This is a genomic window from Halalkalibacterium ligniniphilum (assembly GCF_000334155.1).
Taxonomy (GTDB): Bacteria; Bacillota; Bacilli; order Bacillales; family Bacillaceae_D; genus Halalkalibacterium; species Halalkalibacterium ligniniphilum.
This window is the reverse complement of sequence record NZ_ANNK01000006.1, coordinates 1-17,557: the sequence shown is the minus strand read 5'-3', so window position 1 is coordinate 17,557 and position 17,557 is coordinate 1. Positions and strand designations below refer to the sequence as shown.

Here is a 17,557-nt window from a genome sequence, read left to right as displayed (position 1 = left end):
TTGATGATTTTGAAGGCTTACTTGCCGTTCAAAAAGAGGCCTTCCCACCACCGTTCCCTGAAGAGCTTTGGTGGAGCCGTGAGCAAATTGCTGCACATGTTGAGACGTTTCCCGAAGGAGCTATGCTTGCTGAAATTGATGGTGTTGTTGTTGGCTCAGCAACCTCTCTCATCATTCAATACGACGGCAAGCCTCACACATGGGAAGAGATAGCAGATGGCGGATACATTAAGAAGAGCCATCAACCTGACGGAGATAGCCTTTATGGAATTGATGTTTGTGTACGCCCAAGCTACCGTGGTCAAGGGATTGCCCGCGCCCTTTATGAAGCGAGAAAAGATCTTGTTAAAAGACTTGGATTAACGAGATTCTTAGCAGGTTGCCGGATTCCTGATTACCATCATTTTGCCCATAAAATGACAGCAGAAGACTATGTAAAAGCGGTCAATAAAGGAGAAAAAACAGACCTTGTTCTCACGTTTATGATCAAACAAGGCTTAACCCCTCTGCAAGTCCTGGAAAACTACGTAGATGATGATGAATCACTAAATCATGCAGTGCTCGTGGAGTGGAAAAATCCTGATCGCTAAAAGTCCAGGAGGCTTCCTCCCTGGTCCCCTTCATTTTTTTCTGTCTTGGGAGACGTGGGAGGGAGCACAGACTTGCTAAAGTATGACTGTGCCATCACCGCCTGATGTGATTGCACTCCAGCTGGTGGTTTATCTTCATTTGAGCTATCGATAAATAAGTTACAATATCCCTTGAGCACCGCAGCATGCTCTTTCACTTGACGTTCATCGCCTGCTTTCATTGACAGTTTTAAACGTTCAAGCTGGACTTCCATTTGCCGAATCACGGAATCTCCTGAAATATTCACAGCTATCACCTCATTATGGCATCATTTTCTCCTAGCATAGCATTTGAGAAACATACCTGCCACCCAGTTCCTTTAACTCCTTTTTCTCTACAGATACATTCATGAACGGCTCGCTCTTCCCACTCGGATGAAAATGAGTTCCGCCGATCATTCTGTGCACCATTTCAGGTCAAGGCAGTGTGAGCGGAAGCCCTTCTTCGTTTTAGCTTGCTTGCACGGAAGCTCCGTCCCCTTTTCCACTCAAATCCGCATGGACTGCTCATTCTTACCACAAGGATGAAAACAAATTCGTCTAGTAACGCTGTGTAACCTTTCAATCAAGGGGTGTGAGCGGAGGCGCTTCTTCGTTTTAGCGGCTTGCACGGAAGCTCCGTCCCCTTTTCCACAGAAAAAACAACCGCCACGTCTACGTTGAACGGTTGCCTTTTTTTGCAACAAGACGATCCATGACTCGTTGCCATTCTCTTGATGTCATGTCTATTCCTGCTTTTTCGGCGCTCGTGTTCTTTTTTTGTTGCTTGGAAGCAAAAACCGCCTTGATTCCTGCAATATTTACGCCTTCGTCGATATAGGATTTGATTTCCATAAATCGAGCAATGTCGTTTAATGAAAACAACCGTTGGTTCCCTTCATTCCGTTCTGGCGTAATGAGCCCTTGTTCCTCGTAGTATCGAATTTGTCTAGCAGTTAAGTTTGTCATTTCTTTTACGACACTAATTGGAAACATTGCAACATGACGAGGAATTTCGTTTTTCATGCCTCCCCCCTCCTTCTGCTATATCCTCGTTGTTCGCCCCTTTGCTAGAAACAAATAGATGTCTCGCAACGTCTCATATCCTGCTTGCTGCACTTCGGAAATCGAAGCCTTCCAAAGCTTTGCCGTCATTAGTGAGTCATGAAGAGCATGGTGACGATCCGCTACAGGAATCCCATAATACGCGCAACAATCATCCAAGCTTACGAGCGTTTCTTTTGGGGCCACTACCTTTGTTAAAAACGATGTATCAATGATTCGATGCTGAAACGGCAGCTTTAACGTCTGCCATGTGGCATGGGACATAAAGGCTTTTTCATGACTTGCATGATGAGCGACAAGCGTCGAGTGACGGACAAATCGATAAAATTGCTGCAGGACTTCTCCCAGTGGTGGGGCCTCCTCCAGCTCTTCTTTTTTCAAACCTGTTAACGCCAAAATCTCTGCAGACGGAAGCTGTTCTGAACGCACACAGGAATAAAAAAATTGATCCTCTTGTATCATTTCTCCCGTCACCTTCACCGCTCCAATGGATAAAATCCGGTCCCCTTTATCAGGATAAAAACCACTGGTTTCCAAATCAAAGACGACTACTGGCAGCTTTGCAAGCGGGATATCGAGTACATCTTCCCGCTTCAATTCCCGTTGCAGCTGCCGCATATAGGATAACTGTTGGGCACTCGACTGTTGTTGTGCAGACGTATAAATCGTCGGACTCAGCTTTGTTGAAAGCTGTTTCATGAGTTGGACCATATGATTCATCACCATGCAGACCATCCTTTTATCACATGTTTCTCCACATTGCGGTAGAGCCTTTGCCCCTCTTTTGTGAGCTTTTTCAACTGTCTCTTTTCATCCTTCGATAACCGCTTCAAATTGAGATAGTGGATCCGTTCATACGCTTCAATCCCTTGCTGCCATTTCAACCGTTTATCCAATAGTGCTTCAAATGATGCTTGATAAGCTTGTAGCTGATACGCATCAGCTAAACGGTTGAAACGACCAATCGTCGATGGTTCAAGAACATGCTCTTTTAAAGCCAGAATGCGTAATGCATTGACATAAGGGAAAAAAGCTACACGTTTAAGGTCAAATAACCCTTTAAACTCTCCTCCTGTTTCGACGAGCAATTGCCCAAAGAGACCGACACCCCTTTTAAAGCGCCCAGTGTTTTCAACCACTCGTTTCAGGAAATATCCATTATCATCTTCCTCTACGACGGTAAGAAGTGAGTGCTTTGCCTCGTAAAGCAATTCTTCTGTCCCTACTAATGAACGGGAATCAAAAAAGGTCAGCAAATAGCGCAACGATTCCCATGTGTCCGTTTCAATCCATTGCTGCAGCTGATTTTTCCAAGCGGTTTTTTCCTTACACCACCGAGGATTGGAGGCCATCACCATGCCGTCACAGCGCTCGTATCCAGCTTTGACAAGACCTTCTTCAATGTTGGCACCGAGGGCTAAAAAATAATGTTGGTGCTCCACATTTTCATAGATGATGCCGTGATCTTGGTCGCTCAGCACAGACTGCTCCGTTCTTCCTGCACTTCCCATTACAAAGAACACAAAGTGAGTAGGGGGTGGCCCCAACTCACTTTCCGTTTGTTTCATCGCCAAAAGTACGGTTTGCTTCATGATGATGTCGTGACACTGATTTAAAGCTTGATGATTGAGTCGTACTTGTTTCAGCTGCTCTGTTCGATAATCTCGAATCTCTTCGAAACGTTCAAATCGTCGATCCATCTCATCGGATGGTTGATAAGATTGGATGTGTGCCATTTTTACGCTCCAGTTTTTTGTGAAGTTGATTGCATGCTTTCAGGGTAACCATAACTACCGTGCTCACTGAGGTCAAGTCCCATGATTTCCTCTTCTTCTGTAACACGTAAGCCACCAACAACTGATTTTGTAATGAGAAGCAGCACATACGAAGCAACAAAGGCAAAGAGACCACATACGACAACACTTAGTGATTGAACACCTAATTGCGCGAATCCTCCGCCATAGAACAATCCGGCTTGACCGCCATTCATAGCTGCAAGTTCAGGTGTTGCAAAGAAACCTGTAGAAATTGTTCCCCACACCCCGGCGACACCGTGGACAGAAAGAGCAAAGATTGGGTCATCAATTTTCGCTTTGTCAAAGAACTTCATGCTAAAGTAAACAATTAAACCACCGATTGTACCGATAATGACAGCAGCCCAAGGTGCAACAAAAGCACAAGATGCGGTGATTGCAACAAGACCAGCAAGAGCACCATTTAACATTGTTGGAACATCTGCTTTTCCTGATAAAGACCAAGCAATAAATAGTGCTGCCACTGCACCTGCTGCTGCTGCAAGCTGGGTATTAAGTGCAACATAACCAAAGAATGCATCCGCAACGCCAAATGTACTACCACCATTAAAACCAAACCAACCGACCCAAAGAATTAAGACCCCTAAAGCTGTATAAACTTGGTTGTGTCCTGCTAAATCATTGGATGATCCGTCCTTGTTAAATTTACCAAGACGTGGCTTTAATAGAATCGTAGCTGCTAACGCCCCCATTGCTCCAGTTAAGTGAACAACGGTTGAACCAGCAAAATCTTGTTTGCCAAGCTCCGCTAACCAGCCGCCGCCCCAAATCCAGTGTGCAACAATCGGATAAACGAAAGCAGTAAATAGTACCGCAAAAATAATGTATACAGATAATTTCGCACGCTCCGCAAATCCACCTAGCGCAATCGTTAATGCAATCGCTGCAAACATGACTTGGAAGAAGAAATCAACTGAGCCAACTAATCCTTCATCCGCCGTGGAATAATCACCAAAGAAGAAATCAGATAATCCGATAAATGCATTTCCATCACCATACGCGAAGCCCCAACCAACAGCCCAGTATACGAGTGACGCAATCCCTACTGTAAATATGGTCTTTCCTGCAATATGTCCTGCATTTTTCATTCGCGTTGAGCCTGCTTCTAAAAGAATAAAGCCCCCTTGCATGAATAATACGAGAATTGCACTAATCATAATCCATAAATTGTCCATCAGTAGCATTTCCGACATAGTACCTCTCCTCTCACATAATAAACATCTTCGCGTGAACTAAGCTAACATCAACTGTTAATCCTCATTATACGTTTCTTATTTTCTGAATCTACAAACATGTCAGAAAAGCTTACATAGTATTTCGTTCATTTAAAATGGACATTTTCCGTTTAAACGCTTACATATTTTATGGATAAGGGCGAAGCTTCTCTTCTGTCCAGTAACAAAACTAGGTAGACCTTTTTCTCGGACCGCCTTTATGAAAGGAAACCTATCCTCACCATTCATTTCAGAAGGGAAAGGACAAATTTACGCTTAAAGAGTGGAGCATTTTGCTTACGAAATGACAAAAAACACGTTACAATATCTTTATGATAAATGCATATTTTCATAGAGAGGCTGAGCACGATGTATATCGATGTATTTGTTCCATACTCTTTGCTTTTACGGATTCGCCAATTTGATGAGAATGCACAAGCTACAGTGACTGTCACTTTACTTGAACGAAAAATTTCCAATACGAACGGTCGTTGGTCTCAGCATACAATTGCGATATCATCATCGACGAAAGAACTCTCCCTTTCGGCTCTTGATCTTCCTGCAGCGTGGCTCAAACAATTTCTTCAAGCTGGCCGACTCTTTGAAATTGATCAGCCTGTCCAAAAAAACATCGTCGAAGCCTACAGGCACCTTGACGAACAAGAATTGTGGACACTTTGCAAAAAAATGTACCCATCCTTAACGCTTTAAGACAACAGACGTAGGAAAAGCACGTATTTCCCATCTCGACATAAATATATGGAGACTTCTATTGTGAGATGAGGTGCTTGTCAATGATTACAGGACAAGAGTACGTGGACCGAATTGACGGGCTGCAAAACAAAATATGGATTGAGGGGGAGCAGGTAACTGGTAAGCTTTCTGAGCATCCTGCGTTTCGGGGAATATTAAAAAGAAAAGCGGCACTATACGATCTCCAGCATAACACTTCCTATCAAGATCTTTTAACGCGACAGTCCTCTGAAACAAATGAACGAATTGGTTTTTCATTTGAACAGCCCACATCAAAAAAAATGTTAAAAAAACGCCGACTAGCTACGCAATGCTTGGCACGAATGAGTGCGGGAACGATGGGGCGTTCACCTGATTATCTCAATACAGCCATTATGACCCTCGGCACCTCCCATACCTTTTTTGAAGAACCTTTTCAATGGAACATCCTTTCCATCTATGAGCAGGCCAAAAAACAGGACCTTTCTTTTACCCATACGTTTATTAACCCCCAGGTCAATCGCTCGACCCATTATGTGGAGTATTCGGACGATAACATTATTGCCGCTAAAGTGATTGATGAAACGGATAAAGGAATCGTTATTCATGGGGCTCGGTTGCTTGCAACGCAGGGAGGCTTAACTGATCAAATTCTCGTGTTCCCAGCCGGGGGAAATTTTGTTGAGCCTGCCTTTATCTATGGTTTTGCCATTCCATCAAATACACCAGGACTGAAATTTATATGCCGAGAATCCTATGCAAAGCATGCGTCAAACACATTCGATCATCCCTTAAGTACCCACTTTGATGAAATGGATTCCATTGTTGTGTTTGATCATGTTCTTGTTCCTTGGGATCGAGTATTTCTCTATCAAAACTCACGACTGGCCGGTCAAATGTATCAGGAAACCCAATTAAATATCATGCTCCTGTTCCAAGCAATTAGTCGTCAAGCGGTAAAAGCAGAGTACTTGTTAGGTATCGGTGATTTATTAGCGCAAACCATTCAGATTACTGATTATCAGCACATACAGGAGAAAATAAGCGAGCTGATCATGACCCATGAAATTATGAAATCTCTTCTTATTTCAGCAGAAACGAACGCAACGAAAAACAAATTTGGGACGATGGTTCCTGATCCCAAGCCTTTAAGTGTAGCCTGCAGTTATTTTCAAAAAACGTATGCTCGACTTGTGGAAATTCTTCATCTACTTGGAGCAAGCGGCTATATATCTTTACCTACGGAAAAGGATTTTGATTCAGCTATCGGCAAAGACTTAGACCAATACTTGCAAGCAGCTGGTGCGAATGCTCGGGATCGAGTACAGCTTTATCGCTTCGCTTGGGATTTAACAATGAGTGCTTTTGGTTCGCGGCAAACGCAATATGAACGCTTTTTCTTTGGCGACCCTGTTCGCCTTTCATGCTCTCTCTATCATGCCTATGACCGAAAAGCATGCATCGAGCAGGTAAAAGCATTTTTAAAAGATGACAAGTAAGCCGCAAAAATTTGAAAAAGGAAAAAGAGGCTGGGACAAAAGAGTTTTTATTAATGAGAAATCCGAACGTCATGATCGTTGCTGCATCGCATTCGCTTCGGAAATAGACTCCGCTAAGGTTATGCATTGTTCGCATTTACAATCATACACGTTCGTTATGTCCCAGCCCCTTCTTCATGTTTGCTTACACTTCTTTTACAGGTGTTGCAAACCATTTAATGAGAAAAGGAAGGGCAAGGAACAAAGCAAGAACCCTCGCCATCTGCAAGGTTGCAACCATGGCAGGCTCAATCCCAAGAGCTGTTGCGGTTGAAGCCATCTCTGCTGCCCCAGCCGGTACAATGCTTAGCAGGCTCGTAAACCAACCAATTGGAGTTAATCCCCAAAAAACGAGAGCCAATCCCATGCTCATCACAAAATAAAGCAACAATGTCAACGCACTAACCGCCCCAATGTTTCTTAGCTCCATAAACGTGTCACGATCAAAGCGCATACCGATAATCGCCCCCATAATCCCTTGAGCGATACCAGTCACAAAGCCGGGCATCTCCACGGTCGGCAAAAGCAGATGAGCAACAAAGCCCAGTCCAATCGCAAAAAAAAGCGCCCCACCAGGAAAATGAATATACTTACTAAAGATAAGTGTCAGTAGCATCACACAAGCTAATGTTAAAAGGGCTAACGTGCTCTCCCCCCACGATATCCGCGAACCAATGACATCCGTTGCTGTTGGCACGTACAACCCGACAACGAGTGGAATCGTGAAGACAAAAAAGGTGATCCGCGTTGTGTGAAATGCCGCGACAATGCGTTGGTCTGCTCCATACTCTTTGCTTAACGCAATCACTTCAGACGCACCGCCAGGCAAGCAACAAAAAAAGGCGGTGTTCGCATTTAATGCTGAATAACGTTTTAAAAAACGCCCTAATAACAATCCCCCAATGAGCGTTAAAATAAGTGTCAATAAGAAAGGAAGAAGCAGTGTGTGGTAATGAAGAAATTGCTCTGGCCTTAACATAAAGCCAATGCTTCCTCCAATCATAGCTAAGGAATATTTAAATAACCGATCGGACAGCATCACTTTTTTAATAAAAAAAGCACTGACAATACCTGCAAGAAGTGAACCTAACAACCAACCTGCAGGAACCTGAAGCCACGAAAAAACGCCGCCAACTCCAACGGCAATGAAAAGGTACGTGATTTTTCCAAGCATAAAAAATCGCCTTCTTTTTCTTGAAATAAAAAGAGAAAGGAAATCTTCCCTCCTCTTCTTATTATGCCCTTTTCATTCGTTTTACGAAAGAAAAATGATTGAGGCACGACTTCCTTTTTTTCAACAAGTGAACACCCGATTAAAAATCGATCTCATCGGGCTCTGGACCGTAGCGTCGGTTTTCATTGAGGGCATCTAGCTTTGCAACGTCTTCAGTTCTAAGGCTAAAATCAAAGATTTGACTGTTTTCAATGATTCGGGATCGGGTTACCGATTTAGGAATTGTAACGATCCGATGCTCCAAGTTCCATCGTAATAAAATCTGTGCAGGTGATTTTTCGTATTTTTCTGCTAAGGCTTGTACAACGGGATGATCAAAAATATCTCCCTTCGTTAACGGACGCCAAGCTTCAAGCTGGATATCATGCTCTTGACAGAAAGCAAGCAGTTTTGTTTGCACCAAGTATGGATGGAACTCTACTTGATTGACCATCGGATTGACCTCAGACATATTCATTAAGTCTTCGAGATGGTGAATGTGAAAATTGCTCACGCCAATGGCCCTTACACGCCCATCACGGTATAAAGCCTCAAAGGCTCGCCACGTCTCTTTATACTTCTCCACAACAGGCCAATGAATCAGGTATAAATCGACATAATCTAGGTCAAGCTTTCTTAGGCTTCGTTCAAACGCCTTGAGCGTATTGTCATAGCCCTGTTCATCGTTCCATACCTTTGTTGTAATAAACAGCTCTTCCCTCAGAACACCGCTCTCCTTAATTGCTTGACCGACACCTTCCTCATTTTGGTAGAACGACGCTGTATCAATGCTACGATAGCCCACTTCAAGTGCCGTTTTAACTGCCGTAATAACTTCCTCTCCTTGCTCTGCTTTGTATACACCAAGCCCTAGCCATGGCATTTCAACACCATTCGATAGCTTTACTTTTGATTCCAATGAATGAATCATCTAAACTCCTCCTTTTAAGGCAATGTAGGCAATTGCCAATTGATCGGCTCATCTCCCTGCTCCTTCAGTATTCGATTAATCGTTGAAAAAGGGCGGCTGCCAAAGAACCCTCGGTTTGCTGAAAAAGGACTCGGGTGAGGTGCCGTTAAAATGTAATGCTGAGGTGCCGTTATAAGCTCTTGCTTCGCCTGGGCATGCCGACCCCACAACACAAAGATTACAGGCTTCTCTCGCTCATTTAATGCTTCAATCACTCTATTTGTGAATATTTCCCACCCTTTTCCTTTGTGGGAAGCGGGCTCATTTTGCCTAACGGTTAAGACCGTATTGAGTAAAAGAACGCCTTGCTCTGCCCACGGAACTAAATACCCGTTATTTGGAATCGTACACCCAAGATCCTCCTGCAGCTCCTTAAACATATTTTGCAAAGAAGGAGGCGCCTTAATCCCTGGCTTTACGGAAAAGCTTAGCCCATGAGCCTGACCCGGACCATGGTACGGATCTTGACCTAAGATGATAACCTTTGTCTTTTCATAAGGTGTATAATGAAGGGCATTGAAAAGTTCGTACATGGACGGATAGACGGTCTTCGTTCGATATTCCTGCTTTAAAAACTCACGTAATTCTCGATAATAGGGCTTTGAAAATTCTTCTTTTAAGTAGAAGGACCAATCATTTTTTAAAATCGTCATAGGTTCCTCTCCCACTCTTCTCTTTTACACCTAGTGTAGCATGAACCGGTAAATGAGAGGAACCGTTCACACTCCGCCCCTTTTCATAGAAAAAGAGGAGCTGCCATTGGCACTCCTCCATAATATCCTCTTTCACTATTTCTTTGCCGATTCATCTTCCTTAATACCTAAAATCCACGTTGCGACGAAAGCACCCACAACTGCTATGGCAAAACCAATTAAATAGTTCATGAGGTTGGTTGTTCCAAGCGGTGCTGTAATCGCGATCATTGGAATTCCGGTTAAGCCGTAGGCATTTGCTGCAACATTTGTGGCAACAACATACGCACCACCAAGGGCACCACCGATGGCTGCACCAATGAACGGACGCATAAGGCGCAGATTAACCCCAAAAATGACCGGTTCTGTAATTCCAAGGAATGCAGAGAACGCAGCTGGAATCGAGATTTCCTTCAGCTTTTTATTTTTCGTTAAGAAGAAAACGGCTAGCCCTGCACCACCTTGAGCAACATTCGCCATCGCCCAAATCGGAAGTAAGAAGTTGACCCCAATGTTCGGATCAGCAAGTAACGCCGCTTCAATGGCATGGAAGCTGTGATGTACGCCAGTAATGACAATGGTGGAGTATAGACCCCCGAAAATTAATCCAGCGAACAATCCTCCCGTATCATAAATGAGCTGAAGCGTAAAGGTCAGTCCGTTTCCAAGCCAGGTTCCGAGCGGACCAACAAATAGCATAGCAATAAATCCTGTTAAAATTACCGTTAAAAATGGTGTGACGAGCAAATCAATTGCATTTGGAACCACACGGCGAATGGCTCGCTCCATTTTACTCATTAAGTATACAACGAGAAGAATTGGAATAACCGTACCTTGGTAACCAAGAAGCTCAACATTCATGCCTAAAAACTGAACAACCTCTGGTTCTGCATTGGCCAAGGTCCAAGGATTTAACAAGGTTGGATGGGTCATTATTCCACCAAGAACCGCACCCAAATACGGATTTCCACCAAACTCCTTCGCTCCACTAAATCCAATTAAAATCGGCAAAATAATAAACGCGGCGCTTGAGAACATATCAAGGAAAAGCAATAACGAGCTATCTGCTGGCACAACCTCAAAGGCTCTGAGCATGCCAAGCAGCCCCATGAGAAGACCACTCGCCACAATTGCTGGAATAATCGGGACAAAGATGTTCGACAACGTCCGAGCAAGTCGCGCAAGAGGATTCATTTTCTTTTTCGCTGCCTCACCGTGGTCAACTTTTTTCTCACTGTCGTTATCATTTCCCCCGCCAACGCCAGCAAGCGGTGCAAATTCTGCATACACCTTGTTCACTAGCCCTGTGCCAAAAATAACTTGGAATTGACCAGAAGCGTTAAAAACACCCTTTACCCCATCAAGCTCTTCAATTGCTTGTTTGTCAGGCTTATCATCATCCTTCAACACAATTCTTAGTCGAGTCGCACAATGAGCGGCACTGACAATATTGTCTTTCCCACCGATAAGTTCGACAAGTTCACTAGCAACTTTTTTTGTATCCATGCAAAAAACCTCCCTTATGATTCTTATTTATTAGCGTGTCCATGTTTAACGGTTTATTCTAACAAGCAGTACTTTCATCGGCCAAAAGACCTTCCTAAAGCTGATGAAAACCAAAAAAGACCTAAAATGGCATAGGGTAAAAAAGGGTACACCCTTATGCACATTTTAGGTCTTGCCTGCTTACCAGTAACAATCCCACATATAAAATTGATTTCGCTTACATTGTACCTCGTGACGTATTGTTCGTCAATTGGTTTGTATAGGAATTATTTTTTATTTCAAATGACCAATTCCTCAACGTTCATGTATGGCCTTTCACTCATATTTGCGACGATGACTTGATTTTCCATACATTGATGTTCCTTTCTATGGAGATGTTTGCTCAGCTAGCCTTATTGTCCAGCCACTTCTTTTATTTATGTTAGAAGCGATAGGGCTATAAATCCTATCGCTTCTAGCACATTTGGATAACGATTAAAGCTGATAACCAGTTAAACGGAGAAAGCCGGTTCCTTTTCCCACAAATGTCACTGACACATCTTGTGGATCAGGATACATTCGAGCGGTGAAAACTTCCTCCCCGTCATTTGCAAAAAGCTCAATTGACGATGCATCAAGAAAGACCCGAAGATTTTTCAGCTCTTTTAAGAAACAATGTCGCTCCTCTACAGATGCGTGATCAACAAAGCTTATCCGCTTTAGTGATAACAGCTGTTTTTCGTCGTTGAAGTGAACGGTCACATGATTTCGGATGTTGATTGTGAAGGAGCCAGAAAGCCTTTGCTTTGCTTCAACAAAAAGCTCTAACGCCTTGCCCTCAATTCCAGCAAATGCTTCCGGCTCTTCTGTTAAGCGAACATTCTCGTAGACCGTTTCTGTTTTGCGAAGCTGCTTCAGCTCCTCTACTGGCTTCTGGATCAGCTTCCCATCAATTAACCGCAGTTCGCGTGGCAAGGTCATGGCGTGTATCCAGTTATGCTTAAGCGTTGGATGGTCTCCCTCCCGCTCTTCTGGGATTCCAAGCCAGCCAAAAAGAATGCGGCGCCCTTTCTCATCTAAGGTTGTTTGCGGAGCGTAAAATTCAAATCCGCGATCCATCTCAACAAATGAACCATGCTTATAACGAACCGTCTCATAGTCCATGTCGCCAACAACATAGCCTGCTTGGTAGAGGTTGTTATATTTAATGCCTTCTGGCTCGATCCCTTGCGGTGAAAAAATAAGCACATCACGCCCGTCTAATTCAAATAGATCAGGACATTCCCACATGTATCCAAAATCCGCAAACGGTTCCATATGAGCTCCAGCAATTGGTCCTAAATGCTCCCAAGTCTTTAAATCCGTTGAACGTAGCAAAACCGCTTTCCCTGTCAAATCCTTGCTTTGGGCACCAATAACCATATACCAACTCCCATTATGCTGCCATACTTTCGGGTCGCGAAAATGAGCTGTGTAGCCATCAGGCAATTCAACAACCACTCCCTGCTTCTCAAAATCGACACCATTTTCTGATACAGCAAGGCATTGATACGTTTCGCGGTTGCCATCCTTATCCTTTACGTTTCCTGTGTAAATTAATTTTATTTTACCGTCATGCTCAACGGCACTGCCAGAGTAGCAGCCATTTTTGTCAAACCAATCCCCAGGAGCGAGAGCAATTTTTTCATGCTGCCAATGCACCAAATCCTTTGAAGTGTAATGCCCCCAAAACTTCGCCCCATGCTCAGTCGCAAACGGGTTCCACTGATAAAATAGATGGTAGGTCCCCCGGTATTGAATGAAGCCGTTGGGGTCATTCAGCAAGCCAACAGGCGGCATGATGTGATAGGTCAGACGGTACGGGTCCTGCTCTACCTTGCTTTTATAGGCTTCGACCTCAGCATTTGCAAGGGCGATTAATTCTCTGTTTCGATCATTCATCCGTTTCGTAACTCCTCCACTTTTTGTCGCTTTTTTTATAAGGGTATCAAATTTACGTTCCATTTACCAAGTTTCATCTTCGAACCCTTCTTTATGCAATGTTTAAATTTATCCAAAAAACGAAAAAGCCAACCATCCATTTCAGGAAGGTTGGCTCTATAGGTATGTTTATCTAACCTAATTGGTATCAGATTAAAACGCTTGAGCAGCTTTCTTTACTTCTTCAAGTCCATCTGCAATAATTTGCTCTGCTTTATCAGGGAATTGGTTGTGTCCTTCAATAATAACCGTTGCAAGATTTTGAATGCCGAAGAAGCCCATGATCGTCTTCATGTAGTTCATTGACATTTCAAGCTGAGCCATTGGCGCTTCAGAATAAACTCCACCGCGGGCATTTAAAAGCGCAACCTTTTTGTCTCCCATTAGACCAACTGGGCCATTTTCAGTGTATTTAAAGGTTTTCCCTGCACGGTTCAAGTAATCAATGTACGTGTGAAGAGCTGCTGGAATTGTAAAGTTCCAAAGCGGGAATGCAAAGACAACTTTATCTGCAGCAATAAATTGCTCTAAATATTTATCTGCAACTTCACGTGCTGCATCTTCTTCTGCAGTCGTAGCCACTTGATGTAACGGTTTAAAAATCCCGTTTAACATTGTTGCGTCTAAATAAGGGAGTTCGTTCGCATAGAGGTCTAATTCAACAATTTCGTCCTCTGGGTTTGCTTCTTTGTAAGAAGCTAAGAATGCTTCATACATTTTTACACTTACTGCTTCCTCCACTGAACGTGGATTTCCTTTTACAAATAATACAGTTGCCATCTTGATGGTTCCTCCTATCCAATACGTAAACTTTTTATCTATTTTTGTTGTTAAAGTTTACAGACGTTAGTATAGTTACTTCACTTTTGAAAGTCAATAGTTTTGCTTAAGACGATCACCACGCCAATTTATGGGAGTAATTGACGCTGAAATAGCCGATCCTTCGTCCACTTCTACTTTTTTCACAAATAAAGGAACCTGTGTCCGCTTCAAAAACGGCAAGCCTCGGTTGCAGTTATACTTAGCCCTTTAAATTTTTAACATACAACGAAAAAGGCTGACCTCAAAGTATCGGTCAGCCATACGTTAAATCCATTTCTACTTATTGCTCATCAAGTACTCGGAAAAGAAATGTGGCAAATTGCGCACGACTGACCGCCTCTTTTGGACGGAAGGTCGTCTCGGTTGTAATACCATGCTGCGCTAAAATTTCCACGTTCTCTTTATGAATTGCTGAAATCGATGCTGCATCGGTGAAGGTTACGTCCGCATCTGTTCGCTGCAAATTGAAAGCACGAACAAGAATTGTCGCCATTTGTTCCCGAGTTAATGAATCACCTGTCCCAAACGTACCATCTTTTTTACCCATAATAACACCAGCTTCTTTTACTGCTGCTGCAAATGGAGCATGATAACTTTCGACAGTGAGATCAGGGAATGGTGCTTCAGGTACTTCACTTGGAACCTCTAAATCCAATGCATTAGCAAGAAGCTCAGCCGCTTGTCCACGAACAAGCAAACGATTTGGCTTGAACGCTCCATCAGCATAGCCATTAATGACTCCCCGCTGTGCAAGTGCTTCAATGGAAGCTTTCGCCCAATGATCGTCTTTTACATCTGAGAAGCCTGGCACGTCTGCTACTGGCTTCTTAATAGATGCTGCATAAATGCTGTTTGCTAATAGACGGTAGCTATGCTGCGTATGAGCACGGAAGGTTAAATCATTGGCAAAAAGGGTATAGCTTGCATCTGCTGTTTTAGCTGAGGTCGCAAGTGCCTGTCCTTTCGCACCAGTATGTCCAGGCCACCAGCCTGAAACAAAGAAATCGTCCTCAGCTGAAATGGTTGCGAGCACTTCCGCATTTTCAGGAACACTTGAAATCCATGTGCCTGTTGTCACATAAAATAGCTCTTCTGCTTCATAGCCTGCCGTCAGCAATGATGGGCTAACAGCTGTCTGTACAAGGCCTTCATGGCTTAAGCGTGTCGTTTCACTTGCAAAGCCTTCTAAAACATTCGCTTCCTGCACTGCCTGTAAGGAACGTCCACCTATACCGATATAGGTCTTACCTGCTACTTGTTCTGCTGTAAAGCGACCTGCATCATCAATAATGACATCTGCTTCTTCTGGTGCAACAATGTCAAAGCCAAGCTGTTCAACGACATACCGACTTTGGCTTGAGCCAATAACGGCTACTTTTGCTTTTGATAGAGCTTCTGTTTCTAAGGCTACTGTTAGTGGCAATGCATCAAACACATACTCTCCTGCATGGGCTGCAAGATCATCTGTAGAAACAATGTAATCACCTTGTTGAACCTCTTCTATCGTCTCAACGGCTACATGTACATCTGCACCTGCGTCTAACAGCTCATTGACAAGCTTTACGACATCGTTGTTGCTGTTTGAAATAACATGCTGTTCTGCTGTCATATCAAGGTTTGCAGCTGGATATGCGATGCTTGCAACCTCTGCAGTCTTTCCGTTAAACACGCCGCTTTCACGGATTTCAACACTGTCAAAGCCGCGAAGAGCTGGGAAGTTTACAACAATGGCATCATACATAGCGTCCCAATCAGAAATATCATCTCCTGGATAAAGAACCGCATTCGCCAAACCACGCTTCGCTTGGTTCATTGGCACGATATACGTACCCACTCCATATTCTACTCCGTTGACCGTTACAGCTTCTGTTGTTTCTTCCACCTTGATGCCATTGCGGATCAAGTATTCCACCATCCGCTTTGCTTCAAGAACATTCTTTTGTGTTTCATCACTAGGAATCACGTAATAGTCTGGGAAGAAGTTGTCATGGTCACCTCGAACACGGCCAATTTCATCACCGGCTTGGTTCACATACCATGAATCAACGGCACGATTATCTTCGCCTTCTACCCCGCGCTTGAAGATTTCAAGCTGGTTTTTAAATAGCTCATCTTTGTTTTCAAGCACATAATTCGTAGCGCCTAAGCTTAAATGCACCGCAGCATAAAGAGAGTCTTGGCTCAATGTCGGCACCTCAACTGTATGACCAAGGGAGCCGTGCAGCATCGCAAAGATTGCCGTATACGCTGGTGTCATATCATCCCAACCATTTGGTTCTCCAAGGAACCCATCAAGGAGCGGAATAAAATAGGAGTCAAGTTGAGAATTGGCAATCCCTGCCCGTCCCATTGCATGCGCTTGTTCAATCATACTGTTAATGAGTAAATCATACTCAAAGTTCGGATTATGAGGAGGTGTTCCTGGCTCAATTAAGAAACCTTCAACATACCCATGAAGATCAATAAATGAAAGGGGTGTCCACTTTGCAATTTCTTCATTCACTTGAATGGTTTCTACCTGTGTTTGGTGAGCATTGTCCCGGTTTAAATCAAAGCCATTTGCATTTGCACGGGTGTTCGCTACACGGCCATCAGGATTGTGTGTAAAGTTAAACAAGAAAATCACATGGTCAAGAACCTCGTCTACGTTTAACGTAACGACTTTCTCAACACCCGTTTCATCTTCTGTTTTAAATGTCACTTTATTCTCAAGAGCAAGCTTTTTCAAGAGCTCAACTTGAGCGTCGACCCCTTCTACCTCATCAGGATGAATGTTGTTAAACCAAATTGGAATTTGATAATCACCCATTGTCCCAGCTTCAAGCTTTTCAATCAATTCTGCTGGGTTTTCGAGAGCTGTCGGTAGCGTTTCATTTAAATACTTATCAATCGCAGCCTCACTTTTGGCAAGGACCACAAAATGAATGTCTCGCCCTTCAACTGATTGTCCAAGTGACTTGTATTCAAGGTAACGATTGTCTTGTGCCTTTGCAAAAACCTCATCAATCGCTGGCTTAATTTCTTCATACGCTAAAAATTCGTCGTACACATTAAGCTTAAGAGTTGTTTGGGCTGACCAATTGGTTGCTGAGTTGGCAACAGCAAGCTCATATTCTCCGATTAATTCAGGATAAAGCACACGGATGCTTCTTGGGGCAAGATTGTCTGTATCGTAAGGCAAGCCAAATTCAAGCGTCAATTCGACTGTATTGGTGCCCTCCACATAGCTCGGCTCTTTTACAACCGTGATAAAAGGTTCACCGCTATATTCCTTTGCCTCCCCGTCCCATTTCTTCCATTCTGAAAATGGCTTACCGCCAAACGTCCACTCCAATTCAGGCAAATCTAGCTGCTCTGGAAGTTCAACTGTAACGTTAACTTGGCGTACTTCTGTAAGTGAGACCTGTGTTCGGTCGACTTCAAG

At 43.5% G+C, this 17,557-nt stretch carries 15 protein-coding genes; 3 read left to right on the top strand and 12 right to left on the bottom strand.

Annotated elements, in window-relative coordinates; translation table 11 throughout:
* On the top strand, positions 1–590 hold a 590-nt coding region (locus tag BLT_RS0100705), incomplete at its 5' end, for a GNAT family N-acetyltransferase (RefSeq protein WP_017725917.1).
* Here BLT_RS0100705 and BLT_RS0100700 read toward each other — a convergent pair.
* The 5 genes from BLT_RS0100700 to BLT_RS0100680 all read right to left on the bottom strand — a co-directional run bounded on the left by BLT_RS0100700 (position 587) and on the right by BLT_RS0100680 (position 4,680).
* Positions 587–877, bottom strand: a complete 291-nt coding sequence (locus BLT_RS0100700; RefSeq protein WP_017725916.1) for a YwdI family protein — start codon at positions 875–877, stop codon at positions 587–589. The genes BLT_RS0100705 and BLT_RS0100700 overlap by 4 nt on opposite strands.
* A gap of 406 nt (positions 878–1,283) precedes the next feature.
* On the bottom strand, positions 1,284–1,634 hold the full coding sequence (locus tag BLT_RS0100695) for a MerR family transcriptional regulator (RefSeq protein ID WP_017725915.1): 351 nt from the start codon (positions 1,632–1,634) through the stop codon (positions 1,284–1,286).
* A gap of 18 nt (positions 1,635–1,652) precedes the next feature.
* Positions 1,653–2,399, bottom strand: coding sequence for a 3'-5' exonuclease (locus tag BLT_RS0100690; protein WP_017725914.1), 747 nt, complete (start codon positions 2,397–2,399; stop codon positions 1,653–1,655).
* The gene (locus BLT_RS0100685) at positions 2,393–3,409 is read right to left on the bottom strand and encodes a DUF294 nucleotidyltransferase-like domain-containing protein (protein WP_017725913.1); all 1,017 of its coding nucleotides are present in this window, start codon (positions 3,407–3,409) and stop codon (positions 2,393–2,395) included. Before BLT_RS0100685 ends, BLT_RS0100690 begins: the two co-directional genes overlap by 7 nt.
* A 2-nt stretch (positions 3,410–3,411) precedes the next feature.
* Positions 3,412–4,680: an ammonium transporter gene (locus tag BLT_RS0100680; RefSeq protein WP_017725912.1), complete on the bottom strand. Its 1,269-nt coding sequence runs from the start codon at positions 4,678–4,680 to the stop codon at positions 3,412–3,414.
* 390 nt (positions 4,681–5,070) lie between these two features.
* Here BLT_RS0100680 and BLT_RS0100675 point away from each other — a divergent pair, with 390 nt between their 5' ends.
* Both BLT_RS0100675 and hpaB read left to right on the top strand, forming a co-directional pair.
* Positions 5,071–5,412, top strand: coding sequence for a hypothetical protein (locus tag BLT_RS0100675; RefSeq protein ID WP_017725911.1), 342 nt, complete (start codon positions 5,071–5,073; stop codon positions 5,410–5,412).
* Positions 5,413–5,495: 83 nt separating this feature from the next.
* Positions 5,496–6,932 (top strand): 4-hydroxyphenylacetate 3-monooxygenase, oxygenase component, encoded by a 1,437-nt coding sequence (gene hpaB, locus BLT_RS0100670; protein WP_017725910.1) that lies wholly within the window; start codon positions 5,496–5,498, stop codon positions 6,930–6,932.
* A gap of 184 nt (positions 6,933–7,116) precedes the next feature.
* Here hpaB and BLT_RS0100665 read toward each other — a convergent pair whose 3' ends face one another.
* The 7 genes from BLT_RS0100665 to BLT_RS21125 all read right to left on the bottom strand — a co-directional run.
* Positions 7,117–8,145 carry an AbrB family transcriptional regulator gene (locus BLT_RS0100665; protein ID WP_017725909.1) on the bottom strand — a complete coding sequence of 343 codons (1,029 nt, stop codon included), beginning with the start codon at positions 8,143–8,145 and terminating at the stop codon, positions 7,117–7,119.
* A 139-nt stretch (positions 8,146–8,284) separates the two neighbouring features.
* The gene (locus tag BLT_RS0100660) at positions 8,285–9,115 is read right to left on the bottom strand and encodes an aldo/keto reductase (RefSeq protein ID WP_017725908.1); all 831 of its coding nucleotides are present in this window, start codon (positions 9,113–9,115) and stop codon (positions 8,285–8,287) included.
* Between the two features lie 14 nt (positions 9,116–9,129).
* Entirely contained in the window at positions 9,130–9,807 is a 678-nt protein-coding gene (locus BLT_RS0100655; protein WP_017725907.1) for a uracil-DNA glycosylase, read from the bottom strand.
* 135 nt (positions 9,808–9,942) lie between these two features.
* The gene (locus BLT_RS0100645) at positions 9,943–11,352 is read right to left on the bottom strand and encodes a sucrose-specific PTS transporter subunit IIBC (protein ID WP_017725905.1); all 1,410 of its coding nucleotides are present in this window, start codon (positions 11,350–11,352) and stop codon (positions 9,943–9,945) included.
* Between the two features lie 474 nt (positions 11,353–11,826).
* Positions 11,827–13,272 carry a glycoside hydrolase family 32 protein gene (locus BLT_RS0100640; protein ID WP_026104910.1) on the bottom strand — a complete coding sequence of 482 codons (1,446 nt, stop codon included), beginning with the start codon at positions 13,270–13,272 and terminating at the stop codon, positions 11,827–11,829.
* Between the two features lie 192 nt (positions 13,273–13,464).
* Complete coding sequence (locus tag BLT_RS0100635; RefSeq protein WP_017725903.1) at positions 13,465–14,091, bottom strand: FMN-dependent NADH-azoreductase; 627 nt, start codon at positions 14,089–14,091, stop codon at positions 13,465–13,467.
* Positions 14,092–14,413: 322 nt separating this feature from the next.
* Positions 14,414–17,557 (bottom strand): M14 family metallopeptidase (locus BLT_RS21125; RefSeq protein WP_017725902.1); only part of this gene is annotated, 3,144 nt, incomplete at its 5' end.

Excerpts from the sequence above, each read along its gene's own strand:
- BLT_RS0100665 (WP_017725909.1), bottom strand. The coding sequence starts at position 8,145 with ATGCTTGGAAAAATCACGTACCTTTTCATTGCCGTTGGAGTTGGCGGC.
- BLT_RS0100655 (WP_017725907.1), bottom strand. The coding sequence starts at position 9,807 with ATGACGATTTTAAAAAATGATTGGTCCTTCTACTTAAAAGAAGAATTT.
- BLT_RS0100680 (WP_017725912.1), bottom strand. The coding sequence starts at position 4,680 with ATGTCGGAAATGCTACTGATGGACAATTTATGGATTATGATTAGTGCA.
- hpaB (WP_017725910.1), top strand. The coding sequence starts at position 5,496 with ATGATTACAGGACAAGAGTACGTGGACCGAATTGACGGGCTGCAAAAC.
- BLT_RS0100685 (WP_017725913.1), bottom strand. The coding sequence starts at position 3,409 with ATGGCACACATCCAATCTTATCAACCATCCGATGAGATGGATCGACGA.
- BLT_RS0100635 (WP_017725903.1), bottom strand. The coding sequence starts at position 14,091 with ATGGCAACTGTATTATTTGTAAAAGGAAATCCACGTTCAGTGGAGGAA.
- BLT_RS0100675 (WP_017725911.1), top strand. The coding sequence starts at position 5,071 with ATGTATATCGATGTATTTGTTCCATACTCTTTGCTTTTACGGATTCGC.
- BLT_RS0100660 (WP_017725908.1), bottom strand. The coding sequence starts at position 9,115 with ATGATTCATTCATTGGAATCAAAAGTAAAGCTATCGAATGGTGTTGAA.
- BLT_RS0100645 (WP_017725905.1), bottom strand. The coding sequence starts at position 11,352 with ATGGATACAAAAAAAGTTGCTAGTGAACTTGTCGAACTTATCGGTGGG.
- BLT_RS0100695 (WP_017725915.1), bottom strand. The coding sequence starts at position 1,634 with ATGAAAAACGAAATTCCTCGTCATGTTGCAATGTTTCCAATTAGTGTC.
- BLT_RS0100690 (WP_017725914.1), bottom strand. The coding sequence starts at position 2,399 with ATGGTGATGAATCATATGGTCCAACTCATGAAACAGCTTTCAACAAAG.
- BLT_RS0100640 (WP_026104910.1), bottom strand. The coding sequence starts at position 13,272 with ATGAATGATCGAAACAGAGAATTAATCGCCCTTGCAAATGCTGAGGTC.